The sequence below is a fragment of the Salinibaculum sp. SYNS191 genome, from assembly GCF_037338445.1.
In the GTDB taxonomy this organism is placed as follows: domain Archaea; phylum Halobacteriota; class Halobacteria; order Halobacteriales; family Haloarculaceae; genus Salinibaculum; species Salinibaculum marinum.
In genome coordinates, this window is the sequence record NZ_CP147838.1 from 1961204 (window position 1) to 1987848 (window position 26645).

General features: G+C 69.2%; 32 protein-coding genes. 13 read left to right on the forward strand and 19 right to left on the reverse strand.

The annotated features are described in order from the left end of the window. Positions 1–26 precede the first annotated feature (26 nt). The 6 genes from WDJ57_RS10645 to hisB all read right to left on the reverse strand — a co-directional run bounded on the left by WDJ57_RS10645 (position 27) and on the right by hisB (position 4538). Positions 27–638 carry an IMPACT family protein gene (locus WDJ57_RS10645; protein WP_338906203.1) on the reverse strand — a complete coding sequence of 204 codons (612 nt, stop codon included), beginning with the start codon at positions 636–638 and terminating at the stop codon, positions 27–29. A gap of 37 nt (positions 639–675) precedes the next feature. Then, positions 676–900, reverse strand: a complete 225-nt coding sequence (locus WDJ57_RS10650; protein WP_338906204.1) for a hypothetical protein — start codon at positions 898–900, stop codon at positions 676–678. Continuing rightward, positions 897–2933 (reverse strand): S9 family peptidase, encoded by a 2037-nt coding sequence (locus WDJ57_RS10655; RefSeq protein WP_338906206.1) that lies wholly within the window; start codon positions 2931–2933, stop codon positions 897–899. The genes WDJ57_RS10650 and WDJ57_RS10655 overlap by 4 nt, the downstream gene beginning before the upstream one ends. Before the next feature lie 75 nt (positions 2934–3008). Next, complete coding sequence (locus WDJ57_RS10660) at positions 3009–3353, reverse strand: 2Fe-2S iron-sulfur cluster-binding protein (protein ID WP_338906208.1); 345 nt, start codon at positions 3351–3353, stop codon at positions 3009–3011. Positions 3354–3446: 93 nt separating this feature from the next. Further along, positions 3447–3950 (reverse strand): amino acid-binding protein, encoded by a 504-nt coding sequence (locus WDJ57_RS10665; protein WP_338906211.1) that lies wholly within the window; start codon positions 3948–3950, stop codon positions 3447–3449. Further along, positions 3951–4538 carry an imidazoleglycerol-phosphate dehydratase HisB gene (gene hisB, locus WDJ57_RS10670; protein WP_338906213.1) on the reverse strand — a complete coding sequence of 196 codons (588 nt, stop codon included), beginning with the start codon at positions 4536–4538 and terminating at the stop codon, positions 3951–3953. Between the two features lie 151 nt (positions 4539–4689). Between hisB and WDJ57_RS10675 the strand changes: the two genes are divergently transcribed. Next, on the forward strand, positions 4690–4854 hold the full coding sequence (locus WDJ57_RS10675) for a hypothetical protein (RefSeq protein ID WP_338906215.1): 165 nt from the start codon (positions 4690–4692) through the stop codon (positions 4852–4854). Positions 4855–4870: 16 nt separating this feature from the next. Here the strand turns inward: WDJ57_RS10675 and hisA are convergent, their stop codons facing one another. Further along, the gene (gene hisA / locus WDJ57_RS10680; protein WP_338906217.1) at positions 4871–5599 is read right to left on the reverse strand and encodes a 1-(5-phosphoribosyl)-5-[(5-phosphoribosylamino)methylideneamino]imidazole-4-carboxamide isomerase; all 729 of its coding nucleotides are present in this window, start codon (positions 5597–5599) and stop codon (positions 4871–4873) included. A gap of 121 nt (positions 5600–5720) precedes the next feature. Here hisA and WDJ57_RS10685 point away from each other — a divergent pair, with 121 nt between their 5' ends. Then, complete coding sequence (locus WDJ57_RS10685) at positions 5721–7292, forward strand: globin-coupled sensor protein (RefSeq protein ID WP_338906218.1); 1572 nt, start codon at positions 5721–5723, stop codon at positions 7290–7292. A gap of 140 nt (positions 7293–7432) precedes the next feature. Then, entirely contained in the window at positions 7433–7822 is a 390-nt protein-coding gene (gene fer / locus WDJ57_RS10690) for a ferredoxin Fer (protein WP_338906220.1), read from the forward strand. Between the two features lie 173 nt (positions 7823–7995). On the opposite strand, the gene WDJ57_RS10695 is transcribed toward fer, so the two are convergent. Together WDJ57_RS10695 and WDJ57_RS10700 are read right to left on the reverse strand one after the other, a co-directional pair. Continuing rightward, positions 7996–8337, reverse strand: coding sequence for a DUF5615 family PIN-like protein (locus WDJ57_RS10695; protein WP_338906222.1), 342 nt, complete (start codon positions 8335–8337; stop codon positions 7996–7998). Then, positions 8337–8618 (reverse strand): DUF433 domain-containing protein, encoded by a 282-nt coding sequence (locus WDJ57_RS10700; RefSeq protein ID WP_338906224.1) that lies wholly within the window; start codon positions 8616–8618, stop codon positions 8337–8339. The genes WDJ57_RS10695 and WDJ57_RS10700 overlap by 1 nt, the downstream gene beginning before the upstream one ends. Positions 8619–8791: 173 nt before the next feature. On the opposite strand from WDJ57_RS10700, the gene WDJ57_RS10705 reads away from it, so the two are divergent. Next, positions 8792–9844, forward strand: coding sequence for an A24 family peptidase (locus WDJ57_RS10705; RefSeq protein WP_338906225.1), 1053 nt, complete (start codon positions 8792–8794; stop codon positions 9842–9844). Positions 9845–9885: 41 nt separating this feature from the next. Then, positions 9886–10263 (forward strand): hypothetical protein, encoded by a 378-nt coding sequence (locus WDJ57_RS10710; protein ID WP_338906226.1) that lies wholly within the window; start codon positions 9886–9888, stop codon positions 10261–10263. A gap of 1 nt (position 10264) precedes the next feature. Here the strand turns inward: WDJ57_RS10710 and WDJ57_RS10715 are convergent, their stop codons facing one another. Continuing rightward, positions 10265–10411 carry a hypothetical protein gene (locus tag WDJ57_RS10715; RefSeq protein ID WP_338900813.1) on the reverse strand — a complete coding sequence of 49 codons (147 nt, stop codon included), beginning with the start codon at positions 10409–10411 and terminating at the stop codon, positions 10265–10267. Between the two features lie 81 nt (positions 10412–10492). Between WDJ57_RS10715 and hisI the strand changes: the two genes are divergently transcribed. Both hisI and WDJ57_RS10725 read left to right on the forward strand, forming a co-directional pair. Next, on the forward strand, positions 10493–10864 hold the full coding sequence (hisI, locus tag WDJ57_RS10720; protein ID WP_338900814.1) for a phosphoribosyl-AMP cyclohydrolase: 372 nt from the start codon (positions 10493–10495) through the stop codon (positions 10862–10864). Then, on the forward strand, positions 10851–11978 hold the full coding sequence (locus WDJ57_RS10725; protein ID WP_338900815.1) for a DUF7118 family protein: 1128 nt from the start codon (positions 10851–10853) through the stop codon (positions 11976–11978). Before hisI ends, WDJ57_RS10725 begins: the two co-directional genes overlap by 14 nt. A 1-nt stretch (position 11979) precedes the next feature. Here WDJ57_RS10725 and glmM read toward each other — a convergent pair whose 3' ends face one another. Then, on the reverse strand, positions 11980–13329 hold the full coding sequence (gene glmM / locus WDJ57_RS10730) for a phosphoglucosamine mutase (RefSeq protein ID WP_338900816.1): 1350 nt from the start codon (positions 13327–13329) through the stop codon (positions 11980–11982). 88 nt (positions 13330–13417) lie between these two features. Between glmM and WDJ57_RS10735 the strand changes: the two genes are divergently transcribed. Continuing rightward, entirely contained in the window at positions 13418–13999 is a 582-nt protein-coding gene (locus WDJ57_RS10735) for an FAD-dependent oxidoreductase (RefSeq protein ID WP_338900817.1), read from the forward strand. Here the strand turns inward: WDJ57_RS10735 and WDJ57_RS10740 are convergent, their stop codons facing one another. After that, positions 14000–15868 (reverse strand): S9 family peptidase, encoded by a 1869-nt coding sequence (locus WDJ57_RS10740; protein WP_338900818.1) that lies wholly within the window; start codon positions 15866–15868, stop codon positions 14000–14002. A gap of 106 nt (positions 15869–15974) precedes the next feature. On the opposite strand from WDJ57_RS10740, the gene pyrE reads away from it, so the two are divergent. Both pyrE and WDJ57_RS10750 read left to right on the forward strand, forming a co-directional pair. Further along, entirely contained in the window at positions 15975–16511 is a 537-nt protein-coding gene (gene pyrE, locus WDJ57_RS10745) for an orotate phosphoribosyltransferase (RefSeq protein WP_338900819.1), read from the forward strand. Between the two features lie 101 nt (positions 16512–16612). Continuing rightward, the gene (locus WDJ57_RS10750; protein ID WP_338900820.1) at positions 16613–16858 is read left to right on the forward strand and encodes a glutathione S-transferase N-terminal domain-containing protein; all 246 of its coding nucleotides are present in this window, start codon (positions 16613–16615) and stop codon (positions 16856–16858) included. A gap of 43 nt (positions 16859–16901) precedes the next feature. Here the strand turns inward: WDJ57_RS10750 and WDJ57_RS10755 are convergent, their stop codons facing one another. Continuing rightward, complete coding sequence (locus tag WDJ57_RS10755; RefSeq protein WP_338900821.1) at positions 16902–17867, reverse strand: transcriptional regulator; 966 nt, start codon at positions 17865–17867, stop codon at positions 16902–16904. Between the two features lie 144 nt (positions 17868–18011). Between WDJ57_RS10755 and WDJ57_RS10760 the strand changes: the two genes are divergently transcribed. Beyond that, on the forward strand, positions 18012–19277 hold the full coding sequence (locus WDJ57_RS10760) for a tRNA(Ile)(2)-agmatinylcytidine synthase (RefSeq protein ID WP_338900823.1): 1266 nt from the start codon (positions 18012–18014) through the stop codon (positions 19275–19277). Positions 19278–19575: 298 nt separating this feature from the next. Here WDJ57_RS10760 and WDJ57_RS10765 read toward each other — a convergent pair whose 3' ends face one another. The 4 genes from WDJ57_RS10765 to WDJ57_RS10780 all read right to left on the reverse strand — a co-directional run bounded on the left by WDJ57_RS10765 (position 19576) and on the right by WDJ57_RS10780 (position 23075). Further along, positions 19576–20175, reverse strand: a complete 600-nt coding sequence (locus WDJ57_RS10765; RefSeq protein WP_338900824.1) for a hypothetical protein — start codon at positions 20173–20175, stop codon at positions 19576–19578. A gap of 98 nt (positions 20176–20273) precedes the next feature. After that, on the reverse strand, positions 20274–21359 hold the full coding sequence (locus tag WDJ57_RS10770; protein ID WP_338900825.1) for a threonine synthase: 1086 nt from the start codon (positions 21357–21359) through the stop codon (positions 20274–20276). 37 nt (positions 21360–21396) lie between these two features. Next, complete coding sequence (locus tag WDJ57_RS10775) at positions 21397–21816, reverse strand: VOC family protein (RefSeq protein ID WP_338900826.1); 420 nt, start codon at positions 21814–21816, stop codon at positions 21397–21399. A gap of 302 nt (positions 21817–22118) precedes the next feature. Further along, positions 22119–23075, reverse strand: coding sequence for a succinylglutamate desuccinylase/aspartoacylase family protein (locus tag WDJ57_RS10780; RefSeq protein ID WP_338900827.1), 957 nt, complete (start codon positions 23073–23075; stop codon positions 22119–22121). Positions 23076–23171: 96 nt separating this feature from the next. Here WDJ57_RS10780 and WDJ57_RS10785 point away from each other — a divergent pair, with 96 nt between their 5' ends. Next, positions 23172–23435, forward strand: a complete 264-nt coding sequence (locus WDJ57_RS10785; protein ID WP_338900828.1) for a DUF7536 family protein — start codon at positions 23172–23174, stop codon at positions 23433–23435. Here WDJ57_RS10785 and WDJ57_RS10790 read toward each other — a convergent pair. Further along, positions 23432–24640 (reverse strand): potassium channel family protein, encoded by a 1209-nt coding sequence (locus tag WDJ57_RS10790; RefSeq protein ID WP_338900829.1) that lies wholly within the window; start codon positions 24638–24640, stop codon positions 23432–23434. The genes WDJ57_RS10785 and WDJ57_RS10790 overlap by 4 nt on opposite strands. 216 nt (positions 24641–24856) lie before the next feature. On the opposite strand from WDJ57_RS10790, the gene citZ reads away from it, so the two are divergent. Then, on the forward strand, positions 24857–26008 hold the full coding sequence (gene citZ, locus WDJ57_RS10795; protein ID WP_338900830.1) for a citrate synthase: 1152 nt from the start codon (positions 24857–24859) through the stop codon (positions 26006–26008). Positions 26009–26071: 63 nt separating this feature from the next. Here citZ and WDJ57_RS10800 read toward each other — a convergent pair whose 3' ends face one another. Continuing rightward, entirely contained in the window at positions 26072–26539 is a 468-nt protein-coding gene (locus WDJ57_RS10800) for a pyruvoyl-dependent arginine decarboxylase (protein WP_338900831.1), read from the reverse strand. Positions 26540–26645: the final 106 nt, after the last annotated feature.

A 26645-nucleotide genomic window follows, 5' to 3' on the forward strand; every position in this document is an offset into this window, starting at 1 on the left:
CGAACCGTTGTCAATCGAGAGACTAGTCAATCGTCGAACTCGCCGGCGAGGTCCGCGCGGCCGCTGGTGGCGCTGCGGATGCGGTCTCTGAGTTCGGCGGCGCTGGCCTCCGGCGCGCGCACGTCGAAGGCGACCTGTTCCTCGTAGCTGGCCTCGAACTCGCAGTCGGCGGATTCGAGGATGCCCCGCACCGACCCGGAGTCGTCGTAGTCGACGGTGACGGAGAACGTCTCGTGGGGCACCGCCTCCACGACGCCGGCGTCGTCCAGCGCCTCCTTGACGCCGCGGCTGTAGGCCCGGGCCAGGCCGCCGACGCCGAGTTTCGTCCCGCCGTAGTAGCGGGTGACGACGGCGACGACGTTCTCGACGTCCTCCTGGACGAGGACGTTCAGCGCGGGCTTGCCGGCAGAGCCGCTGGGTTCGTCAGCGTCGCTCGACCACTCCCGGAGCGGGTCGGCACGGACGCGGTAGGCGGGGACGTTGTGGGTCGCGTCGGCGTACTCCTCGTTCACCGCCGCGATGAAGTCCTCCGCCTCGTCGACGGTGTGAGCGGGCGCGACGTGGCCGATGAACTCGGAGCCGCGAATCTCGAAGCGCGCGCGGCCGCGGCCGGCGACGGTCCGGAAGGCGTCGGTCACACCGCGACGTTCGCGGGGGGTCGGTTTGGGGCTTTCGTCAGTCCCCCTCCAGCGCCCGCTCTAGCTGGACACACAGCGCGCCTAGGTCGTCCAGTTCCTCCGCCACCCGCGCCGGGTCGCCGTCCTCGTCGCGGGCTTCGAGGTGGGCCTGGGCGAGTTCCCCCATCTCCTCCTGCATCGCCAGCAGCAGCGTCTCAGGGTCTTGCAGCCCCCACTGCTCGATGTTCTCGTCGGCCTTCGCGGCCCACTCGTCGCGGCTCATCGCTCGTCCTCCCCGGTGAGACCGGCGTCGTCGTCCCGGTCCAGCGCGCGCGGGACGTCGTGGTACGCGGAGTAGCCGTCGAACCAGCGGGCGATGCGCTCGATGCGGTCGACGACGTGGCCGGGCTGGCCCGACCGGGAGAGTTCGTGGCCCTCGTCCGGGTAGCGCACGAGGCGGGTGTCGACGCCGTGCTTGCGGAGGATGCGGTGGAACAGTTCGGCGGGACCGATGGGCGTGCGGAAGTCGTCCTCGCTGTGGACGACGAGTGTGGGTGTGTCCACCTCGTCGGCGTGACCGACCGGCGACTGTTCCCAGAGGAACTCGGGTTCCTCCCAGGGGGTGGTGTCGAAGTCGCCCTCGACGAGCTTGTAGGCCATGTCGGTCGACCCGTAGAACCCGGTGAGGTCGTAGACGCCGCGCTGGGCGACGGCCGCGGTGAACCGGTCGGTGTGGCCGACCATCCAGCCGGTCGTGAAGCCGCCGAAGCTCCCGCCGGTGAGAAAGACCTGGTCGCCGTCGACGGACGCGCGGTCGGTCACGGCGTCGACGCCGGCCATCACGTCCGCCATCGTGGTCGCCCCCCAGTCGCGCTCGATAGCGGTGGCGAAGTCCTCCCCGTAGCCCAGCGACCCCCGGGGGTTCGACCAGAAGACGACGTAGCCGCGGGCGGCCAGCGTCTGGAACTCGTGCCACATCGTCCCGCTCGTGGTCCACATCGCGTGGGGGCCGCCGTGGACCTCGACGGCCAGCGGGTACTGCTCCTCGGGGTCGAAATCCGGCGGGGTGAGCACCCACCCCTGGACCTCTCCGTCGGGGCCGTCGACGCGGATTTCCTCCGGCCGGGAGACCGCGCGGTCGTCCAGGTAGTCAGCGTTGACCCGGGTCAGGCGGCGCTCCTCGGCACCGCCGGGGGTCGCGACAAAGAGGTCGCCGGGGTGGTCCCACTCGCTGCGGACGAAGGCGACGAGGTCCGCGCCGACGTGGGCGCCGTCGATGCTGGCCCAGTCCTCGCGGCCGACGCGCTCGGGGTCGGTCCCGTCCCACGGCACCCGCCACAGCGCGCTCGCACCCTCGTCGGGCGTCACGAAGTACAGGCGCTCGGCGTCAGGGCCCCACTGGAGCACCCGCTCGTGGCTCAGCGAGCGGTCGAGGTCGGCGGCGGGTTCGTGAACGTCGCCGGTCGCGACGTCGTACACGCGCGGCTCGATGGGGCGCATCGAGGACCGGTCGGGGTCGACGCGGGCGTAGGCGATGCGGCCGTCGGCCGTCGCGGACAGCGTCGGGCCCCACGCCGTGAACGTGTGGACCCCCGATTCCTCGCCGGTGTCGGTGTCGTGAGCGACGATGGCGTGCTCGATATCGTCGTCGGGGTCCGGGTCGCCCCGCTGGACGGTGTAGTACAGCGTGCTCCCGTCCCCCCACTCCGGGCTAGCGTGGCCGGCATCTGCGGTCGTCACGCGCTCGACGTCGTCTTCGCCGCCCGGGTCGGCGGCGAGGGTCGCGAGGTAGACCTGCGGGCGCGTCCCGTCGAAGTACTCCTCGCCCGACCGGTAGACGGTGCGGTCGACGACGCGGGGGTCCGGGTCCGCGGGTTCGTAGTCGTCGGGGACCGACAGGTCGCGGTCGGCCTCGCGGTCCTCGGGGCTGACCCGCTGGAGAAAGGCGATGCGGTCGCCGTCGGGACCCCAGGCGATGTCGGAGACGCCGCCGACCACGTCTGTGACCTGCCGGGCCTCGCCGCCGTCGGTGGGCACGACCCACAGTTGCGGCCGGTCGTCGTCGGCCCCGCGGGTGGAGACGAAGGCGAGGCGGTCGCCGCTGGGACTCCAGCGGGGTTCGCTGTCGACCCCCTCCGCGAGCGTGAACCGGCGGGGTCGCCCGTCACCCAGCGGCGCGACGTGGACCGTCGCCTCGTAGGACTCCGCGTCGTCGGGGACCTTCCTGAGGAAGGCGACGGCGTCGCCGTCCGGCGAGACGCGGGGGTCCGCGACCTGCTCGATGTCGTGGAAATCGGCAGCCTCGATTCGCTGCATGGCCCGTGCTTGGACGGGCCCCGACTAATGGATTCGCCCCCAGCGTTTCGGTGTGGGTCGCCCGCCGCAGCCGGGTCACTCGTCGGTCTCCCGCCCGCCCCAGACGAGTTTCTCGGGAATCTCGACCGCCAGCGGGCCGGTCACCCGAATCTGACACGAGAGTCGGGGGTAACCAAAGCGGTCGGCGAGGCTGTCGTGCCAGTGTTCGGGTGCGGGTTCGTCGGCCAGGACGCGGACGCCGCAGGTCGCACAGAGGCCCCGCCCGCCGCAGTTGAGCCGCCGCCCTGCCCTGCTGTGTGGGGAGACGTCCGCCGCCAGGAGCGCGTCGCGCAGGACCGTCCCGTCGGCGACTGCCAGGTCGGTCGTCTCGCCGTCGTGGTGGACGGTCACCTGGTGTCGCGTCTCCGCTGGCGGTGTCACGTGTGCGCTTCGGGTGCGTCGAGGATAGGGATTGTGCCGTCTCAGCCGAGCAGGACGACGGCGACGTGACGCTCTGTCGGTGCCTCCGGTGGCCTACTGGAGTTCCAGCCGGCGGACGAAGGGCAACTCCCGAATCTCGTTGAGCAGGTCGCCGGGCAGCGGTTCGTCGGTGATGACGTACAGCACCGGTTCGTCGGTGAACTCCGGGTCCTCGCTGATGGTCTGGCGGATGGAGATGCCGCGGTCCGCGATGGCACCGGTGACGGTGGCGACGATGCCGCTCTCCTCGGCATCGCGGACGGCGACGGTCAGTACCGACAGGTCGAGGACGGGCGCGAGGTCCATCAGGCTCGGGATGGCGGAGATGTTCTGGAAGATGGGACGGAGTTCGTCGTCCGCGAGGATGGCGTCCGTGGTGGCGTCGACGACGCGGCGGTCCACGCCCACCTCGCGGGCGATGCCGGTGTTGGGAATCTCGATGCCGCCGGAGACGACGCGGCCCTCGTCGTTGACGGAGAAGCCCCGTTCGAGCAGCAGACGAATCACGCGCTGCTGGCTCGGCGAGTCCGAGAACTTCTCCATTATCTCGGCGAACATCTATAGCTCGCCCTTCGTGCTCGGCGCGTCGGCACGCCGCTCGTCGATGCGCGTCGCGTCGTCCAGCGCCCGCGCGAGTCCCTTGAACAGCGCCTCTATCTCGTGGTGGGCGTTCTCCCCGCGGACGCTGGCGTGCAGCGTCAGCCCCGCGTTGGTCGCCAGCGAGCGCAGGAAGTGCCGCGCCATGTAGCTGGTCATCCCGCCGACCGAGTCCTGGGAGAACTCGCTGTCGAAGGCGAAGTACGGGCGGCCGCTGATGTCCACCACGATGTCGGCGGCGGCCTCGTCCATCGGGACGGTGCGGTCGGCAAAGCGGGAGATGCCGCGCTTGTCGCCCAGCGCCTCCGCGAAGGCGTCGCCGAGCGTGATACCGACGTCCTCGACGGTGTGGTGGTCGTCGACGTCCAGGTCGCCGTCGCAGGTGACAGTGAGGTCGAACAGGCCGTGCGTGCCGAAGGCGTCGAGCATGTGGTCGAAGAAGCCGATGCCGGTGTCGACGGTCGTCTCGCCGTCGCCGTCGATATCGAGCGTCACCTCGATATCGGTCTCGGCGGTCTCGCGCGTGACGGCGGCGGTCCGGTCGGTCATATGTCCACGGTGTCGGCCCGCCTATATGACGATTGTGACCGGCAGAGGCGGACGCGAGCGAGCGCCCGCGACCGACGAGAACGCCGTCGTGCGAGCGTCAGACGGCTGTCTGCCGGGATTATATGCGAAAGCGCTGACATGGCTTCCCTGTATGAGCTACAAGATGGAAGCGGTCGCGACGCTGGTCATCCTCGCCGGGTTTCTGCTGTTCAACACGGCGGAGACGGCGCTGGTCGGCGCGCTCCTCGTAGCGGGTGGCGCGTACGCGCTCATCCTGCCGCAGTTCATCGAGCCCCACGGCCCCGCGACGCGGTAGTCGAGGCGACGGCGGGTCAGACCTCGTCGGCGGCCCGCTGGGCCTCGGCGAGCGTGAACTCCCCCTCGTAGAGGGCGCTCCCGACGACGACGGCGGCCGCGCCCGCCTCCTTCAGCGCCTGCACGTCCTCGATAGTCGCCACGCCGCCGCTGGCGACGACAGGGATGTCGACGGCCTCGACGACCCGGCGGACCGGCTCCGTCCTGACGCCCTCTAGCTGTCCCTCCACGTCGACGTCGGTGAACAGAATCGCGCCAGCACCCAGGTCGGCGTAGCGGGTGGCGGCCTCGGCTGGGTCCAGGCCGGTGCCCTCGGTCCACCCGGAGACGACAACCTCGCCCCCTTTCGCGTCGAGGCTGACCACCACGCTGCCGGGGTGGGTGGCGCTGACGTCCGCGACGATGTCGGGGTTCTCGACGGCGGCCGTCCCGAGGATGACGCGGTCGACGCCGCGGTCGAGCAGTCCGATGGCGTCCTCGCTGGTGCGGATGCCGCCGCCGAGTTGCACGTCCACGTCCACCGCATCGAGGACGGCGTCGATGGCGGCGGCGTTCTGTCGCTCGCCCTCGAAGGCCCCGTCGAGGTCGACCAGGTGGAGTGTCCCCGCGCCGGCGTCGACCCAGCGCGTCGCGGCCTCGACCGGGTCGCCGTAGGTGCGGCCGGTGCCGCGCTCGCCGCCGACCAGCTGGACGACCTGCCCGTCCTGCATGTCCACCGCGGGAACCACCTCGAACTCGGGAAACATACCCGGGTGTGCGCGACCGGCGGGTGAAAGCGTGTTGGTCCCCGCCGGGACGCGACGGCGCGGGCGTCGTGTTACCCTCGCGATAAACGGGGTTTATACGGCACGTGAGGAGAGTGGATGTATGACTGGGTACGCAGACCGGTTCGGTCGAGGTGGGTTGAACCATCTCGTCGACGCCGACGCGCTCCTGGCGGAGTGTGGCATCGACAGCGAGGAGATAGCCTGGCGCAAGGACTTCATCGGGTTCGACGGCGAGGACGCCGAGCGGCTGGCGGCGCTGCAGGACCTCTTCGAGGCCCACGCCGACGACATCGCCGAGGACTTCTACGAGAACCTGACCGCGTACGACCAGACGACCGAGGTCATCGGGCGCTCGGAGAAGGCCGTCGACCAGTTGAAGGAGACACAGCGGGCCTACCTCGTGACCCTCGCCGGCGGGGAGTACGGCCGCGAGTACGTCCGGAACCGGGCGCGCATCGGGAAGCTCCACAACCTCATCGACATGCCGATGAAACACTACATCGGCCAGTACGGCGTCTACTACGACCTCATCTTCGACATCATGCGCGACCGGCTGGAAGACGACATCGTCGATGCCGTCGTCGAACAGGGCGGCGTCGCCGCCGACGGCGGAGCGGCCGCGGCACGGGGCGAGGAGACCGTCACGCTCGAACGCGGGGCGGTAGAGGCGGCGGTACGGGAGGAACTCGACGACGGGTTCCGCGACCTGCTCGCGGTCCTGCGCGTCATCAACCTCGACATGCAGGTCGTCGCCGACACCTACATCCACGCCTACAGCCAGGACCTCCAGGAGGCGGTCGACGAGCGCGAACGGCTCATGCGGGAGGTCGAGGAGGACATCGAGGAGCCAATCGCGGAACTCAACGACTCGGCGGCGCGGATGGCCGACAGCGCCGAGGAGATATCCGACCTCGCCGACGAGCAGACCGGCCGCATCCGCGAGGTCACCGGTGAAGTGTCGAACATGAGCGCGACAGTCGAGGAGATCGCCTCGACGGCCGACCAGGTGGAGGCGACGAGCAGGGACGCCGAACGCCTCGCCGAGGAGGGCCAGGAGTCGGCGGACGCGGCTGTCGACGCCATCGACGGGGTCGGCGGCGTCGTGGAAGACGTGGCCGACGACGTGGACCGCCTCCAGAGCCGCGTCGGCGAGATAGACGAAATCGTCGAGGTCATCAACGACATCGCGGACCAGACGAACATGCTGGCGCTGAACGCCTCCATCGAGGCCGCGCGCGCCGGCGAGGCCGGCAGCGGGTTCGCCGTCGTCGCCGACGAGGTCAAGAGTCTCGCGGAGGAGTCCCAGGACAACGCCAGCGAAATCGAGGCGACGGTCACGGAGATACAGGCCGAGACCGAGGAGACCGTCGCGAACCTGGCGACGGCGACAGACCAGGTGACCGAGGGCATCGAGCGCGTCGAGGCGGCGATGGAGAGCCTGGCCGACATCGTGGACGCGGTCCACGAGACCAGACGGGGCATCGAGGAGGTCGCCGCGGCGACCGACGACCAGGCCGCCAGCAGCGAGGAGGTCGCGAGCATGCTGGACGAACTGGTCGACCGGGCCGAGCAGGTCGCCGGGGAAGTCCAGCGCGTCGCCACGGCCAACGAGCGCCAGCAGGCCAAGCTCGAAGAAATCGACGAGACGATTCGCCGCCTGACGGCAGAGTGAGACCGTCGAACGCCCGAATCCGCGGCGCCCCCACCCGCCACAAGTAACAGTTCGAGTATGTTTCTGCGGGGTCCACGGCCGTTCGAACGGGTCCGAATGAACAGCAAAGTCTAACCGGGAGGGCATAATAGGTGCAGGTGATGCCTACCGTAGAGTACCTTAACTACGAAGTCGTGGACGACCAGGGCTGGGACCTGTACGATGATGACCTCTTCGAGACGGCGGCCGACGCCGGTCTCGACGAGGAGGATTACGGCGAACTCGAGGTCAACGAAGGCGAGTACATCCTCGAAGCAGCCGAGGCACAGGGCTACGACTGGCCGTTCTCGTGTCGCGCAGGCGCCTGCGCGAACTGTGCGGCCATCGTCACCGAGGGCGACATCGACATGGACATGCAGCAGATTCTCTCCGACGAGGAAGTCGACGAGAAGAACGTCCGCCTGACCTGTATCGGGTCGCCCGCCGCCGACACGGTGAAGATCGTCTACAACGCAAAGCACCTCGACTACCTGCAGAACCGCGTCATCTAATTCGCGGTGTGAAACGTGCGTTTCACAGACGCACTTCCTTCCGGGGTTGTGTCGTAAGCAGCCCCCGGATGTTCTCGACAGTCAGACGCGTCAGTGTCGATGTCACCCCCAGACGAGAACCGCGGACAGCACGACATCTCGCCGGCAGCGGCGAGTGGCGCGTCTGCTGTGTCTCACAGCCAGTTCCTGCTGACGTATTCGAGGGTGACGTCTGACTGTTCGATGTACTTCGACATCTCGTGAACGGCGTCCCCCACCTCGCGCGTAGACAGCGTCTGGTCCCGCTGAAAGAGGACGCCCCCAGCGTCCTCGACGTCCAGTTCGGTGAAGAAGTCGTCATCCTGGGTGAAAATCAGACGGCCGTGCTCGCGAGCGTGTTGGGCGATGGACTCGTCTTCGACACCGAGGCCGAGTTCGGTGACGTCGTCGAGACGCTCCACGTCGTGACCGAGCTTTCGCAGGTAGTTGACTGTCGCTCGCTCGACGTTCTCGTCCGCGAGAATCCGATACGCCATCAGCCGCGGACGTCGTCAGGGTCGGTAGTCAGGTGCTCGTGGTCCTCGACTGCCGCCTCGCGCTGGCGTTCGACGTCGCGCATCTCTTCGGGGTGGTCGTGATAGTAGGTGAGCGCACGGTAGACGTCGGCTACGTCGATGTCGTGACGGTCGGCGACCGTCCGCGGTTCGAGGCCGCGGTCCTCGACCTGTGTTTTGATGAACTGGACGGTGACCCGTCGGCCTTCGAGATGTGGCTCGTCGTGCAGTTCCCGCACGATTCTCCGGCTCACCTGGCTCATACGGAGTTCTATGCCGCCATCGTACTTGAACGTCGGGTTCGTTGGAGGGTTCTCGTCTCCAGGACGGCTGCGGTCAGCCCTGCGTCATCTGACGACGGCTGCAGCACACTTCTCGCGGCCAGCTACCCTGCCGAGTCGCAAGTGCTAACTCCCGGCGGGTCACAGCAAGGGGCGTGTTCGCGACGATTCCCGACCTGCTCCGGCTGGTGGCGGTCCCCTTCTTCGGCTACGTCGCCTATCGGGACGTCGAGACCCGGCGCATCCCGAACCGGACCTGGTACCCGCTGGCCGCGCTGGCGGTCATCCTGCTGGTTTGGGACGCCTACCGGCTGTTCGCCGGGGACCCGACGGTCGCAGCCTTCCAGCGCCGGCGTTTCCTGGTCGGGGTCGCCTTCAGCCTCCTCTTCATCGTCCCGCTGGTCTACGGCTTCTGGCTCGTCGGCGGCTTCGGCGGGGCAGACGTCAAGGCGTTCTGGGTCATCGCTCTCCTCTTTCCGGTGTTCCCGGCCTACAACCTCTGGGAACTCGGCGTCGGACTCGACTTCCGGCTCCCGTACGTCCGGCCGGAACTCCCGGTGTTCTCGCTGACCATCCTCTCGAACACCGTCGTCGCCGGCATCTTCTACCCCGTCGCGCTGGCGGTGCGCAACGCCGCCGCCGGCTACGTCTCGCCGGGGATGTTCATCGCCAAACCCGTCGATTCGGCCGCCGTCGGCGAGGAGTATGGAACCCTGCTGGAGTTCCCCGACCGCTCGCTGACGGCGGACCTCTCGCTGTCGGGGCTGCGCGCGTACTTCTCCTGGCGCGGGCTGGACCTCGACGCCCTGCGGATGTACCTGCAGTGGCGCGGCCTGACGCTCGCGGAGGTCCGCGAGAACCCGGAGCGCTACCGCGACCCGGCGACGCTACCCGTCGAGCCGAACGACCCCGGCGACGGCGCAATCACCGACGGCGGGACCCCGGCCGAACCGGAGATGGTCCCCGAAACCGACGCCGAGTCCGCGGACCCCTGGGGTGCCGCGGCCTTCCTCGACGACATCGAGGGCAGCGCCTACGGGACCACGCCCGAGTCGCTCCGCGAGGGGCTGGACGCGCTGGTCGGCGAGGACGTGGTGTGGATTTCTCCGGGGATACCCTTTCTCGTCCCGCTGTTCGTCGGGCTGTGTCTCGCGCTGACGGCCGGCGACCTGCTCTTTGCCGTCCTGACGCTGGTCGGACTGGTCTGAGACCACCAACTGCTTTCGGGTGCGGGGACCAACCCCCGGGCATGGACCGCCGCCTCGCCTGGGTGCTCGCCGCCGCCGTCGGCGGACTCGCCGGCGGCCTCAGCTACACGGTCGGCGCGCCGGACCCCTCGCTGACGGCCGGCGTCGTCCTGAGCTACGGGGCCGTCGTCGTCCTGTCGGCCAGACACCCCGACACCGTCTACCAGGAGGGCGTCGGCAGGGTCGGCTTCCGCTACGGGTTCTGGTCGGCCGCTGCGACGGCGTTTCTCCTGCTGGTCGCGCTGCTGGGCGTCGGGCCGTGGGTTCCCGTCGACGCCGGCCTGCGGGTGAGTCTCGGGCTGTTCGTCCTCGGCGCCGGCTACGCGATGTGGCTGTTCGGCGTCAGCTACGCCCGGGCGAAGGGCGACGGGGGCGCGTAGCTCAGATGTGCTCCTCTTCGAGGACCCACCCCAGCGCCCGCTTGTAGTAGGTGAACATCTGCCGGACGCCCTCGTGGCGCATCTCCTCGTCGTCAAGTTGCTCCTTGAGAAACTCGTACTGCTCCCGGATCTCGTCTTCCTCGCGCATGGGACACCGTGGGGCCGAGGACACAAAAGGGCTCCAGCCCCGAGGACAAAACCTATCCCCGGAACGGGCGTGACACCGGGTATGGACGACGACGCCCCCGCACTCGCCTTCGACGAGCAGGACCTGCTGCCCGCTGTCGCACAGGACGTCGACTCCGGCGAGGTCCTGATGCTCGCCTACGTCACCGAGGAGGCCCTGGCGAAGACCCGCGAGACAGGGCTGGCCCACTACTACTCCCGCAGCCGCAACGAACTCTGGCAGAAGGGCGCGACCAGCGGCAACGTCCAGCACGTCGAGGAGGTCCGGGTGGACTGCGACGGCGACGCCCTCCTCTATCGCATCCACCAGGAGGGCGGGGCCTGTCACACCGGCTACGAATCGTGCTTCTACCGCACCGTCGACGGCGACGTCGTCGGCGACCGCGTCTTCGACCCCGACGATGTCTACGAGTGAGACCGTCGACGACCCGGTGGCCGCCCTGCAGCGGGCCGACGAGCGCCTGGCGCGGGCCCGCCAGCGGGTCGACGAGTTCGGCGAGGCCGACCTCCGGCAACTGGCCGACGCCTACGACGAGTTCACCGGCCTCCTGAACCGCTACGAGGAGCCGGCCACTGGCGACGGCGACTTCCAGAAGTTCATCGAGTTCCAGGGGAAAATCGAGTCGGCCGTCGAGCGCCTGGCCGACGACATCCTCCTGCGGGAGGCCTTCGAGGAGGCCGACGAGCACCTCCAGCAGCGCCGCCTCTCGGAGTCCGATTTCGCGTACGTCCGCGAGCAACTGGAGCCGGTCGCCGACCTCGTCGGTCGGCTGGACGAGCGCGACGACGCGCTCGCGGCGTACCGGCGGGCGCGGCGGCGAGTCGAGCAGGCCCGCCACGAGACCAGCGAGCGCATCGACGACCTGGAGCGGCTGGTCCGCCTGGGCGAGGCCGACCTCGACGCACCCACCGAGCGCCTGCGCGACCCCATCGGGGCGTACAACGACGCGGTGCAGACGGCCTGGCGGGAGTTCCGCCGCGACGCGCCCGCCCGGGAGGTGGTCGCGTTCCTCGATTCGATGGGGCAGTTCCCGCTGGTCCCCTTCGAGACGCCGCCGAGCGAACTGCGGGAGTACGTCCGCGAGCGGCCGCCCGGCGAGAAGCCAGTCCCGAAGCTGCTGGAGTACGCCGACTACTCGCGGTCGAAACTCGACCACTACGTCGACGACCCGGCTGCGCTGACCCGCGCGGTCGGCACGCGCCAGACCTACCTCCAGCGGCTGGACGCCGACCCGCTGACCGTCGACTGGCCGCCGCCGACGGCCGAGGAACTGGAGTTTCGCACGAAGGAACTGACGGCGGCGGTCAACCGCTTCGCGCCGGACGTGGTCGAGCACCTGCGCGCGGTGGCGGCGCTGCCCCGGGAGACCGAGTACCGGCGGTTGCGCGAGAGCGCCGTCGCCGAGGCCGACCTGACCGACGGAGAGCGCGAGCGGCTGAAAAGCGGCGCAGTCGAGGACGAACTGGCGGACGCGCGGGAGCGACTGGAGCGACTGGAGACGGGGCTGTCGGAGTACCCCGAGGAGTGAGTCAGGCCGACTCGACGGCGTCGACGAGCGCCCGGGCGAGGTCGCTGGCGCGTTCGCGCTCGCGAGCCTCCGCGTAGACGCGGACGACGGGTTCGGTGCCGCTCGGGCGGGCCAGCACCCAGCCGTCGCCGTAGTCCAGCCGGTAGCCGTCGGTGGTGTCGACGTCGGCGTCGGCGCGGTCGGCGAAGTCCTCGATGGCCCGGAGCATCGCCGCGCGCTCGCCGTCGCTGTCGTAGGCGACGTTGTGACGGACGTTGTGGTACCCGTCGAAACCGGCGACGAGTTCGCTGACCGGCCGGTCGACCAGGTGCTCGCAAAAGCGGGCCGCGGTGTAGGCCCCGTCGCGGGCGATGCGGTAGTCCGGAAAGAGGATGCCGCCGTTGCCCTCGCCGGCGATGGCGACGTGGTGGCCGTCGGCCTGGAGTTCGCGGATGGCGGTGATGATGTTCGTGCTCCCGATGGGCGTCAGCCGGAGGTCCGCCCCCGCGGCGTCGACCACGTCGACGAGCCGCTGGGAGGCGTTGACTGCCGAGACGGCCACGTCGCCGGCCTCCAGTTCGGCGGCCGCGAGCGCGGCGAGTGCGGCGTCGCCCTCCACGAACGCCCCGGTCTCGTCGACGAAGATGGCGCGGTCGGCGTCGCCGTCGTGGGCGATGCCGACGTCGGCGTCCGTGGTTCGGACGAGCCGCTGGAGGTCGGCGAGGTTCGCCTCGACCGGTTCGGGATCCCGGCCGGGGAAGCGGCCGTCGGCCTGGCCGTTGACGGTCAGCACCGAACAGCCCAGCTCGCGGAAGAACTCGGCGCTGGTGAGCGCGCCCGCGCCGTGGCCCGGGTCGATAGCCACGGTGAGGTCGGCGTCGGCCACGGCCTCGCAGTCCACGGCCGAGAGCAGTTGCTCGCGGTAGTGCCGGCGCGCGCCCTCGACGTGGGTGGAGTCGCCGACCTCGTCCCAGCCGACGAGCGCGGGTTCCTCGTCGAGGTAGCTCTCGACCGTCTCCAGGCGGTCCCGCGTGAGTTCGACGCCGCTTTTCCCGACGAGTTTGATGCCGTTGTACTGGGGCGGGTTGTGCGACGCCGTGACCATGACGCCGGGAATCCCCTCCCGCTCGCAGTACGCCTGGAGGCCGGGCGTCGGGACGACGCCGAGGCGGTCGACGGCACAGCCGACGCTTTCGAGGCCGCTGGCGACGCTGTCGGCGAGCATCCGCCCCGTTCGCCGCGTGTCTCGTGCGAGCGCGACCCGGTCGGCCCCGAACTCCCGACCCGCCGCCTGTGCCACGGAGAGCGCGAAGTCCGGGGTGAGTTTCTCGTTTGTGACCCCGCGGACGCCGCTTGACCCGAAGACGTTCATTCGGCTGTGCATGTGCACGGGGCCGGCATATGGATTCCGCTCGACGGCGGCTGTGAGGATTTATGTGTCGTCCAGACGAACGTTCTCCATGGCGAGTGTTATCGTGGTCGGCGGCGGTGCGGCCGGCCTCACAGCGGCGCTGTTCACGGCGAAGAACGGACTGGAGACGACCGTCTTCGACACCGACGGGACGTGGTTGCACAAGGCCCACCTGTTCAACTACCCCGGCATCGGCTCCGTCGACGGGTCGGTGTTCGTCGAGACGCTCCGGGACCAGTGCGCGGACTTCGGCGTCGAGCGCCACCAGGGCGTCGAGGTCAGCGACGTCGCCGCCGACGGGGACGGGTTCACCGTCACCCACGACGAGGGTGAGGCGAGCGCGGACTACCTCGTGCTGGCGACCGGCGCGAACCGCGACCTGGCCGAGGAACTGGGCTGTGCCTTCGACGGCGACGTGGTCGACGTGGACGTGAGCATGGAGACGTCCGTCGAGGGTGCCTACGCGACCGGGGCGATGGTGCGCGCCGAGGAGTGGCAGGCGGTCATCTCCGCGGGCGACGGCGCGGCCGCCGCGCTCAATATCCTCAGCGAGGAGAAGGGCGAGCACTTCCACGACTTCGACACGCCCGCCGACGCCGAGGACCTGTTCGGCGGGATGGCCGGCGAGTAGTCAGACCCGGCGGTCGAGGAAGTCCGTCAGCATCCGGAACATCCGCAGTTTCTGCTCCTGGTCCGAGGAGGCGTGGCCCTCCTCGCCGAGTTCCTCGTACTCGAAGTCCTCGCCGGCATCGTATCCCAGGTCTTCCAGGCGCTCCCGGAAGATGCGCGCCTGCGAGACGGGCACGCGGCGGTCGTTGACGCCGTGGACGACGAACAGTGGTGCGTCGAGGTTGTCGGCGTGGGTGACCGGCGAGCGCTGCTCGTAGAGGTCGGGGTTGTCCTCGGGCGTGCCCATGTACTTCTCCATGATTTCCGTCCGGTAGTGGGGCATCGTGTTCTCGAACATGTCTTCGAGGTCCGTCAGACCGATCCAGGCGACGCCCGCGTCGTAGAGGTCGGGGTACTGGACGAGTTGCCAGTACGCGGAGTAGCCGCCGTAGGAGCCGCCGAAGACGACCACGCGCTCGTCGTCCAGCCAGTCGTACTCAGAGAGGACGTCCTCGGCGGCGATGGCGACGTCGCCCTGCTCCGCGCCGCCCCAGTCCTCGATGAGGCGTTCGACGAACTCCCGGCCGCGGCCGGTCGACCCGCGGTAGTTCACCTTCAGCACGGAGAAGCCCTGCGCGGCCAGCACCTGCGTGTAGATGTCGAAGCGCATCGAGTCGCGCCCGCGCGGGCCGCCGTGGGGGTTGACCACCAGCGGCGAGGGACGCTCGCCGGAGTCGTACAGCAACGCGCCGATTTCGAGTTCGTCGGAGGGGTCGTGGTCGACCGCTTCGGCCGCCGTCTCGGGAACGCCGTCCGAGTCCACGGTGAAGTACTCCGCGTCGGCGAAGTCCGCGCGGTCGAAGGGCCCGTGTTCGGCCGCGACGAGCGTCTCGTACTCGTCGGTCGCGAGGTCGTACAACAGGAGTTCGGGCCGCTTCGTCGGCGTCGTGTGCGTCACGACGACGTGGTCCTCGTCCACGACGGGGTCGCCCGCGCCCGGATACTGCCCGAAGGTGGCGACGCCGTCCGGAATGTCGAACTCCCGGCCCTCGCCGGTTTCGAGGTCGTAGACGACGGGGACGGTGACGGCGTCGCGGTCGCGGGTGCCGACGACGCGGTCGCCGCCGGGCAGGAAGGCGGTCGGAGCCTCCTCGAACTCGCCGTCGCCGAGCCACCGCACGTCGTCGCTCGTCAGGTCGTAGACGCCAATCCGACCAAGGTCCTCGGAGTTGTCGCCCACGAGCAGGCGGTCGCCGTCGGGGCCCCAGTCGGCGGGGGTCGCCTCCGCGCCGACCTCGCCGATGTCGAGGTTGCGGGGATTCGACCCGTCCGCGTCAGCGACGTAGACATCGCGGTTGTCGTAGTCGTCGGTCTCGTTGGTGGCGTAGGCGACGGCGTCGCCGTCCGGCGAGAGGTCGGCCGTCCAGACCGCACGGTCGTAGTCGGTAATCTTGGTCGTCTCGCCGCTGGTGAGGTCGTGGCTGTAGACGTTCATCTGGCCGTCGCGGCTGGACCCGAGTAGCAGGGTCTCGCCGTCCGCGCCGACGTCGTTGACGGAGACCTGGCCGTCCATCTCGACGACGGGTTCGACCGTCCCGTCCCGGTGGAGCGCGTGGACGTCGTTTTGCTCGTTGCCGCCCTCGTCGAGGTGGAAGAACACGCGGTCGCCGTCGGCACCCCACTCCAGGTACCAGCGGGCGTTGCGGGGGACCTCGCCGTCGCTCCACTGTCGCAATTCCCCGGACGCGACGTCGAGGACGTGGAGTTCGTTGCGGCCGGAGCCGTCGTAGTAGAGGGCGACCTCGCTCCCGTCGGGAGAGACAGTCGGGTGGGCAAGAGTCGGCAGGCGGGCGAGTTCTTCGATAACGTCGATATCCTCGACAGATGTCATAACTCCGCGTACAGACGGGAACCACTTCAGTACTTGGCGCGTCAGCGGGTCGAGGCGGCAGGCGCGACCGGCAAGGCCTTTACCGGCGGCCCCATCACCGGCGCACATGGACACGCAGGCGCTCATCGACGCGCTCCGGGACGCCGACGCCGTCCGCTTCGGGGAGTTCGAACTCTCCCACGGGGGCACGAGCAACTACTACATCGACAAGTACCTCTTCGAGACCAGCCCCGACTGCCTCGCGCTCATCGCCGACGCCTTCGCCGAACGGGTCGGCGACGCGAAACTCGGCGGTGTCGCCCTCGGCGGCGTCCCGCTGACGGCGGTCACCAGCGTCGAGACCGGCAACCCCTACGTCATCGCCCGCAAGCAGGCCAAGGAGTACGGCACGGGCAACCGCATCGAGGGCGAACTGACCGAGGGCGAGGAAGTCGTCGTGCTCGAGGACATCGCCACGACCGGGCAAAGCGCCATCGACGCCGTGGAAGCGCTGCGCGAGGCCGGCGCGGTGGTCGACCGCGTGCTGGTCGTCGTCGACCGCGAGGAGGGGGCACGGGAGAACCTGGCCGAACACGACGTCGAACTGGAGTCGCTTCTGACGGCCTCGGACCTGCTGGCGGACACCGACCACGTCCCCGAGTAGCGGGACTGGCGCCGGGATGTCACCGCGTCGCTTGCGCGGGTCTGTATCCGTGGCGCACGCGACCACCCCGTTCTTGTGTGTTCAGTTCCTACTGACGGTCGATGCCGAACCTGGAACTGTACGAACTCGAAGGCTGTCCGTACTGCGCGAAGGTCAAGAAGAAACTGGACGAACTCGGACTGGAGTACGAGTCCCACATGGTCCCCCGGAGCCACAGCCAGCGCACCGAGGTCGAGGAGATAAGCGGCCAGACGGGCGTCCCCGTCCTGGTCGACCCCGACCACGACATCGAGGGGATGCCCGAGTCCGACGACATCGTCGAGTACCTCGAACAGACCTACGCCTGATTCTCACCGGATAGCGTTCCTTCAGAAAGATAGTTACGGCCGGTCAGGCCGTGCCTTCTTCCTCCGCGCGCTCCATGATGAGGTCGCGGAGGTCGATGCGGTCCTCGATGCCAGCCATCTCGTCCTCCTCGATGAGGGCGGTGCCTTCGACGGAATCGCGCGGTGCCTCGTCGACGACGTAGACGCTGGTCGTCCGCGTGACGAGGCCGACAGAGGACATGATGCGGGCGCGTTTCTCGGCCGTCTTGGTGAACGTCGAGTGGCCGGTGAGCACGCGGTCGTGGTCGCTCTCGTCCTCGCTGACGGTCTTGAAGGGGGCGCGGTCCGTCGGGTGGACCTCGTAGCCGACGCGGGTCAACACGGCGACGATGGGCTCGTCGTCCGGGTCGACGTCGGGGTCCTCCGGCGTCTCCCGGGCCTCGTGGACCTCCTCGGCCCCGTCGAGCACCTCGACGGGCGAGGTCAGGGGCGCGTCGAACAGTTCCTCCAGCTGGCTCGCCACCTCGACGCTGGCATCCATGCCGTCCTCGTACTTCGAGACGGTGCGCCGGGAGACGCCCAGTTCCTGGGCGAGCCGGCCCAGCGACCAGTCGCGGTCCTGGCGAGCGTCGGCCAGCACCTCGCTGTCGATGTTGACGTAGAGTCCGCCGGGGGCCGCGTAGATGAGCGGCGGCACCTCCTCGACAAAGAGGTCCATCGCGGTGTCGGGCGACAGCACCGGGACGCCGTGTCTGAAGTAGGTCACGCCCGGCTTGAGCTCCTCGTCGCGGGTCCGCAGACCGATGACCAGCGGCGTCGCCTGGAGGTACTCCCCGAGGCGGCGCATCTCGGCACCGGTCCTGGCGTCGAAGGCGTCGATGTTCCCGAGAATCTTCACCAGCAAGGTGTCCTCGCCCCGGCGGGCGGCAACGTCGAAGCTCTTGGGACGGATGGCGCACCGCTCGCTGACGACGAAGCCAGCGTCCTCGAGCATCGCGGTGACGTTTCCGACCAGTGCGGACCGGGACATACTGTTATCTATCGGTACATAGTTCACTCCTCGTATTTATGCGTTGTGGCGGCTGTGCCGCCCGCGTCCGGCGGTTTCGGCGAACAGTACGGTGAGCGACACGTCCCCGAAAGCGGTTAGTGAGCGTCGGGACTAGCCCGGACAGTGACCCTCATCGGCGTCGACGACACCGACTCCCGCGAACTCGGGATGTGTACGACCTACGTCGCCGCGCGCCTGGCCGAGCGCGTCCGCGAGCACGGCGGCCACGTCGAGCGGACGCTGCTGGTCCGCCTCAACCCTGCCGTCGAGCACAAGACGCGGGGCAACGCCGCGCTCGCGGTCCACTGCGACCTGCCGCCCGACGAGGCGCTCGAACTCGCGGCGGACGCACTCGACCGCGCGGCAACGGCGGACCCGCGGACGAATCCGGGAGCCGTCGTCGCCGACGCTCGACCCGAAACGGTCCCCGACGCCGTCGCCGACGTTGCCCGACGAGCGGTCCGGGAGCACGTCGACCTGAACGACGTGCGGGACGTCCTCGAGACGGCCGGCTTCGAGACCGCCGAGCGCGGGATGGGACGGGGGCTGATTGGCGCGACCGCTGCCGTCGGTGCGTGGGCCGCCTTCGATGAGTGGACATACGAGTGCATCTCCTACCGCGAGCGCGACCGCTGGGGGACCGACCGCGATGTCGATTACGACTCGCTCTTTGCCGCGGCGGACGACGGCTATCCCGACGTCTGGGACACCGTCGACCGCGACGAGGGCGCGGCAGTCTGCGTCCCGCGGACGCCCTGCCCCATCCTCCACGGCATCCGTGGCGACGACCCCGATGCCGTCCGCGCGGTCGCCGAGCGCATCGAGAGCGAACCCGTCGCCCGCCGGCACACCTTCGTTACGAACCAGGGCACCGACGCCCACCTGCGGGACGGCACGATCGGCGACCTGCAGGAAGGCCGGGCCTACCGCGTGACCGGTACTGTCGCCAGCGCACCCGAAACGAGGGAGGGGGGACACGTCTTCGTTTCCCTCGAAGGAGACGGCGGCGAGTTACGCTGTGCGGCGTTCGAGCCGACGAAGCGCTTCCGCGACCGGGTGCGCACGCTGCGGGTCGGCGACCGCGTGACTGTCTGCGGCGAGGTGGGCGACGGGACGCTCAAACTGGAGAAGTTCGCCGTCCGCGACCTCGTGCGAACCGAACGGGTGACGCCGGACTGCCCCGACTGCGGCCGCTCGATGAAGTCGGCGGGCGCGAACGCTGGCTACCGCTGCCGGGACTGCGGGACGAGCGCCGACGGGAAAGTGGAGCGGGAGACCGAGCGGGAAATCGAGGAGGGGTGGTACGAGGTGCCGCCGGTGGCGCGGCGACACATCGCGAAGCCGCTGGTGCGTGGCGGGTTCGACGCGCCGACGCATCCGGAACAGTGAGACGGGACCGAACACGAGCAACGCGAGTGTTCGGCCTTTTTACCACCGAAAGACTCGCTTCACTCGTCTTTCGAGCGTTCGCTCGCTCCGCTCACGAACACCACGTTTTTCGAGGAGTGGTGCCCGCAGCGAGCGGAGCGAGCGAGGACATCCGACGCTGAAAAAGGTGGTCGCGGAGCCGCTGGTGCGTGGCGGGTTCGACGCGCCGACGCATCCCGAGCGGTAGGTCGACCGGAAGCGGCGGCGAAGCGGGTGTCGCCCCCCGCCGAGAGCCGTCCGCAGTATCTCTGACGACGACCTAGATGCCGAGCCAGTCGTCGTTGCGAACCTGATAGCCGTTTTGCCGGCAGAACTTCGCCGCTTCCCGACGGACCGCCCGCGACCCTGGCAATTGCTCTTTGTCGTGGACCTTTTCGACGATCCAGTCGGTTATGTACCGAACGCCTTCGTCCTCGTCGTCGGCGTCGATCGCTTTGAGTTCCCGGACCGTCTTCTCGTACGCTTCGCGCTGCGAGGTGTCGAAGTCCGCTTTCGGGTATGTATCGGCAGCCTCGACGATACGTTTCATCGCCGCGGCGACTGTCGGCCGCTGGACTCGCGCCCGGACCGCAGCGGGAGCCTCGAAGATCACCACGTCCGTGTCCGGGATGAGTTCCGCGACGGGGAAGGTCCCTTCGAGGGAGTCGACCTCCCGGTCGCCGACCGCCGCGACGACCTCGGCCCCCGTCGCCGGGAACTCCAGCCTCTCGAGTTCTTCCTCGAACTCGTCGAGTTCCGCGTCGTCGATCGGCGGCTCTGTTTCCTCCCTGCGCTCCAGTTCGGTAGCGAGGTCGCGCGCTTGCTGACGCCGTTTTGCGTCGCGCGCTTGCTTGTCTCGCCCTCTCTTGTCGTCTGCCATCCTGGGATATAGGCTGTCAATCCAGATAACCCTGTGGTCGTTGCAGATAGGTGTCACATCCGGGAAGGGGCGACGTCGACCTGAGCGATGCGTACGCGTTACGTTTTCAGACCGGTGCCCGTGAGCGCGACGACCACGTCCTCGGCCGCGCCGATATCGCCGCGGTCACGGAGCGTTTCCAGCGCCGCGGGCGCAGTCGCGCAGGTCGGTTCCACACCGACACCGTGCGTGCGGAGACGGTCGAGCGCGTCGCGGGTCGCCTCGGCGTCGACTGCGACGGCATCGCCGCCGGTCGCCTCGATAGCGTCGAGAATCTGGTCGCGGCGGGCGGGTTCCGTTATCTGGATGCCGTCGGCGGCGTCGTTGTCGCCCGCTGCGGCGTCGGGCCCGTGCAGCGCTGCGACGATTGGCGCGACACCGGCGGCCTGCGCGCCGACGAGGCGGGGGACGCGGTCGGTCCAGCCGGCGTCCCGGAGCGCGCGGAAGCCGCGGTACGCGCCCAGGAAGAGCGTGCCGTGGCCCAGCGGCGTCACGACGACGTCGGGGACCGCCCAGTCACGCTGGGCAGCGAGTTCGAGCGCGAAGGTCGCGGTGCCGGCGAAGAACGCGGGCTGCCAGGCGTGGCTGGCGTACCAGCCCGAATCGTCGGATTCGACGGCGTCGACGCAGGCGTCGGTGACGGCCTGTCGGTCGCCCTCGACCTGGACTGCGGTCGCGCCGGTGCGCTCGATGGCCTCGATTTTCTTCGGCTTGGCGTCGGCGGGGACGTAGACGTCGGCGTCGATGCCGGCGCGGGCGGCGTAGGTGGCGACGGCGTGGCCCGCGTTGCCCGAGGAGTCCTCGACGACGCGCTCGACGCCCAGGGCGTCGGCGAGCGAGAGCGTCACGGCCGCGCCGCGGTCCTTGAAACTGCCCGTCGGGAACAGGGATTCGAGTTTGAACGTCGCGTCCCACTCGGGGGCGTCGACCAGCGGCGTCCAGCCCTCGCCGAGGGTGACGAGGCCGTCGACCGGCAGGAAGTCGGCGAAAGCCCAGAGTCCGCGGTCGCGGTCGAGACTGTCGGGCGGTGTGTCGCGGTCGGGTAGCGACGGGTCGGCGAAGTCGAGGGCGTGGCCGCAGGCACAGCGCCAGGGCGCGTCGGCGGTCAGGTCGTACTCGCGGCCGCAGGACTCGCAGACGTACATACGCGGGCCGAGGACCCGCGGGCACATCAGACTGGGGTTAGCCGGCCGGTTCCAGCACCTCGACCAGGTTTCCCTCCGGGTCCCGGACGAAGCAGATGCGCGTGCCGCTCTCGGTGGTCTGTGGCTCCGAGAGCGTGGTCACGTCCTCGGACAGCGCGCGGTAGAAGTCGTCCAGGTCGTCGACCTCCAGCCCGAGGTGTTTCGCACCGGGCTGGTTGACGCGCTCGGCGTGGGCCGCCTCGCCCTCGGGGTCGTACTCGACGAGTTCCAGCCGGATGCCGTCGGCGTCGAGGTGCGCGAAGCGGCCGGTGGCGTTCGGGACGTCAACGCCGGTCGAGAAGGCCTCGCCGGAGACAGAGAAGCGGGCAAGGACCGGCAGGTCGAAGGTCTCCTCGTAGAACTCGACGGCCCGTTCGAGGTCCGCGACTGTGACGCCGACGTGGTGTGCTGCGGGCATGGTCGGACGGCCGGTCCGGTCGGCAAAGTCGGTGTCGGTGGTGGGAGAGGAGAGAGCAGAGCGGCGGCGCGGTGGCCGGGAGCGCGTTTCATCGCGCGCACCGGGAGACCTTCGGTCTCCCGAGCCTCGCGGTGCAACCGCGAGAACCCGGGGAAGGGCAGGCCTGCTACGAGCATCCGCGCGAGCGCGGTTCCCTGCGAGCGCTCTACCGAGCGCGAGGAGCCTTTTTCCCCAAGTTTTTACGAGGAGTGGTGCGGTGCGCGCCGAAGGCGCGCCCGACACCCGACGAAGTAAAAAGTGGCTCAGTAAGTATCGATGTCCGTCCCGACAGAACACACGTACTCGCCGGCGGCGACGTGGGGGTACCGGCGGGCGCGCCAGAAGACGCCGCGGGAGTCCGCCGTGACCTCCGTCTTCGTGGTGCCGAAGACGTCGGTGACCTCGAACAGCGTCTCGCCGGCGGTGACGCGGTCGCCGAGGTCGGCGTGGAAGCGAACGAGGCCCCCGTTTGGTGCGCCGTACTGCTCGAAGCTGTTGGCCCGCGTCTGCGGGCGCGGCGCGACCGTGCCGTCGAGGAAGCCGTAGTAGCGGAGAACGTTGAAGACGCCGTCGACGCCGGCCCTGATGGACTGCTCGTCCCAGCCGACGCTGCCGCCGAGTTCGGGGTCGACGGTCGGGATGCCCTCGTCGGGGCCGGCGCGGGCGAGTTGCCCGTCGGGGCCCTTCTGGTCGAGGACGTGCCCGCAGCCGAAGACCTTCGCGAGTTCGAGACACTCGTCGTGGAGGCGGTGGCGGGCACCGCAGCGGACGCGGACCTCCTCTATCATCCGGGAGGTCGAGCCCTGGTGGAGGTCGAGGATGAAGTCGGCACGCGTGGCCGCGTCGAAGGTGGCGGCGGCGATGCGCTCGGAGGTGGTGCCGGTGGCGTCGCCGGGGTACGCGCGGTTGAGCTTGGTGTCGTCGATGGGATTGCGGTGTTCGGCCACCTGGAAGGCGTAGTAGTTCGTGACGCCGACCACGAGAACGGTCCCGGCGAGGTCACCGGGGTCGAGCTGTGGGACGACGCGCTGGACGACGCCGACGCCGTTGAGTTCGTCGCCGTCGCTGGCGGCCTGGATGTAGAGCGTTTTGCCGTCGCGAGCGCCGTTGATGACCGCGACAGGGAGCCCGACGGCGCTCCCGTCACGGGTCTCGCCGACGTGGAGCCGACCGGTATCGACCTCGCCGGGCGCGGCACTCGCGGTGCCGAGACTCGTCATACCGGTGAGTGGACGGCCCCACACTCTTTAGCAGTTCGATACCGGCCGGACGGGAAGACCGACGCGACTATGGGGCTCTCGGCCCTACACGACGGTGTGTCATCCACCGAGGAAACCGCGGGCGGGCGGGCCGCACTGGTCGAAGCGCTGGAGGTCCGGAAGAACCTCAAACGCGGGGCGGCCGTCGGACTCGGCTTCACGGCGGTCATCTTCCTCGTGTTCGTCGTCTTCCCGCCCGCGACCGTCGAGTCGCCGGTGTACTACGTCGCGCTGGCCTTCGTCCTCGCGCTGTCGACCGCCGGGCTGGCGGCGACGGTGCTCGTGATGCGGCGCGCGTACCGGCTCTCGCAGGAACTCTAGTCCGTCAGCGTCGCCAGTCGGTCCGCACCGGCCCGCGTCCCCTTCGCGATGATGACGTCACCCGCCGAGAGCCGCGTCTCCGGCCCGGGGGAGATGTCCCACTCCGTCTGTCCGGCGCGGTCGCCCGCCTCGCCCGTCCGCCGGACGGCGATGACGCGCATCCCGGTCTCCGTCTTGACTTCGCGCGCGCCCAGCGTCACGCCGTCGAGCGTGCTGTCGGCGTCGACCGCCAGGCGGACGATGACCTCGTCGCTCTCGTAGACGGCCTCGCGGACGACGGGATGGGTGTTGAGCCCGCGGAGGACGCCCTCGCTTATCTCCAGGGCGGCGTCGGAGATGACCTCGGTACTGCCGGCGAGCTGGACGAGCCCGCGCAGCGAGACCGGGTCGTCGACGCGGCTGGCGGCCTGGAGCGTCCACGCTTCGAAGCGCGACTGGAGCGCGTCGACTTCGGCTTCGAGTTCGAACACCTCCTCGGCGAGGTCCTCGGAGTCGAACAGAATCGCGCCGTAGGCCAGGTCGACCGCGAGTTCGCCCATGTCCTTCATCAGCACGATGGAGTCGACGGCGCGTTCGAGGTCCGTCGAGTCCGTCTCGGGCGGGGCCGGGGGCTCGTACTCGTCGCCGGTCGCGTCGGCGTAGACGCCGGCGATGCCCTCCTCGGGGCCGCGGAAGACGACGACGTCGCCAGCCTGCAGCATCGTACCGGCGGTGGGGTTGAGCAGCCAGCCGTCGGGGCGGCGGATAGCGAGCGCACGCACGCCCGTCTCGGTTTCGAGGTTGAGCCCGCCGAGTGTCATCCCGACGAGGTGGGAGTCGTCGGCGATCTCGGCGCGGACCAGCGTCTCCAGCGCCTCGGGGAGGGCGGCGCGCATCTCGTCGGGGAGGCCGATATCTTCGAGGACGACCTTGGCGATGTCGCCGGCGGCGTCGCTGATCTTCTCGGCGGCACCGACGATGCCGAGGACGGGCGCGAGCGACTCCGCGTCGTCAGGGCTGCGGGCGGCCATGAGGATGCTCATGCGGGCGCGCATCTGGAGGACGTCCATCTTCTCTTCGAGTGCGACGACCTCCTGGGCGACGTCGTCACTGCCGAGCAACACCGCCGAGTACGAGAGGTCGATGAGCAACTCGGCGGTGTCTTTCATCTCGGCCAGCATCTCCTTGACACTGACCGGTTCGTACGTCACCTCGTCGCCAGCCATACCACCTGCTCCGCCGTCCCGAGGCAAAAGCGTTGCCCGGACGGCCGGCGCACGCGACCGTGCATCACGGATGGCACAGCATACCGCGGAATTAATTGTGATTGAGTCGCGCTTACAATTCAAGTTGAACATTTATCCAAAAAACGTGTCTGTGCGTGTCCAGGCCCGACGGTCGAAATGGTAATGTTTTTTCCTGCAGGTGGAAAACCGGAGTGTATGTCCGACGAACTCAAGAAGGGATTGCGGGGCGTCCTCGTCGCCGAGTCGGAGATGAGTTTCATCGACGGCGACGCTGGCAAGCTCATCTACCGGGGCTACGACATCGAAGAGCTGGCCCGCGAAGCGACCTTCGAGGAGGTCCTGTACATGCTCTGGGAGGGGCAACTCCCTGACCAGGAGGAACTCGACGCCTTCAGCGACTCGATGGCGACCGAGCGCGGCGTCGAAGCCGAGACCCTGGAGACGCTCCGGATTCTCGCCGAGAGCGACGAGGAGGCGATGGCGGCGCTTCGGACGGGCGTCTCGACGCTGTCGGCCAGCGAGCCCGAACTCGACGCGGACCCCGAAGACCTCGGTGCCGCCCAGCGGATGGGCCGGCGCATCACCGCGAAGATTCCGACCATCCTCGCCAACTACGACCGCTTCCGCCGCGGCGAGGACGCCATCGAGCCCCGCGAAGACCTCTCTCACGCCGGCAACTTCCTCTACATGCTCACGGGTGAAGAGCCGAACCCGGTCGCCGAGGAGACCTTCGACATGGCGCTGATTCTCCACGCCGACCACGGCTTCAACGCCTCGACGTTCACGACGCTGGTCATCGCCTCGACGCTCGCCGACATGTACTCCGCCATCACGGGCGGCATCGGCGCGCTGTCGGGCCCGCTGCACGGCGGCGCGAACCAGGACGTCATCGAGGCGCTGCTGGAACTCGACGACAGCGACATGGGCCCCCTGGAGTGGGTCAAGGCCAAGACCGAGGCCGGCGAGCGCCTGCCCGGGTGGGGCCACGGCGTCTACAACACGAAAGACCCGCGCGCGAAGATTCTCCAGCAGAAACTCGAAGACCTCTCCGAGGAGGACGGCGAGACGAAGTGGCTGGACTACACCACCACCATCGAGGAGTTCCTGACCGAGGAGAAGGGCCTGCCGGAGAAGGGCATCGCCCCCAACGTCGACTTCTACTCCGGGTCTGTCTACTACAAGCTGGGCATCCCCGTCGACATGTACACGCCCATCTTCGCGATGTCCCGCGTCGGCGGCTGGGTCGGCCACATCCTGGAGTACACCGAAGATAACAAGCTGATTCGCCCCCGCGGTCGCTACATCGGGCCGAACGACCAGACGTTCACCCCCATCGACGAGCGGTAACGCGACGGCGACGGCGATTCTCCTGCACGCAGTTTCTGCGGTTTCGAGCAGACAGTCACCGGCTCACAGCAGCGGTTCGCTCTCGCCGTAGGCCGCCACGACGACGGCCGTCGAGTAGCGGTCGGGTTTGGCGGCGGCGGTCGTGACTTCGGTGTGTACGTCCGCCCCCTCGATACCACGGATGTCACAGCCGGTCTGGATGCCCGAGCGGAGCAGTTCCGCGACGCTCTCGGGGTCGTGGTCGCCGACCTCGTAGAAGATGCCCGCGCCGTCGTCGTCGCGCGCCCACGCCAGCCCCGCGGCGGCCCGCGTCCCCGGCGGACTGGTCTGGCGGGCGATTACGGCGTCCAGTACGTTCCCGGTCGGCCCCAGGTCCGGGGCGGTCCCGACGACCTCGACGTCGGCACCGGCGGGAATCACCGAGGAGAGTTCCCGGAGGTTGTACTGGTGGAGCCCCGCCGCGGCGAGCGCGCGGTCGAACGAGCCCTTGGCGGTGTGGGCGGTGCCGGTGCCCAGGACGACGCGAATCATCGGCCACCCCCGGCGGGCGCTGTGGGGAGCCACACGCCGCGGGCGCGCCGGCGCTGTCGCAACATGGCCGCGGCTTGTCGACGCCCGTACCTCTGTCTTTCGAGTC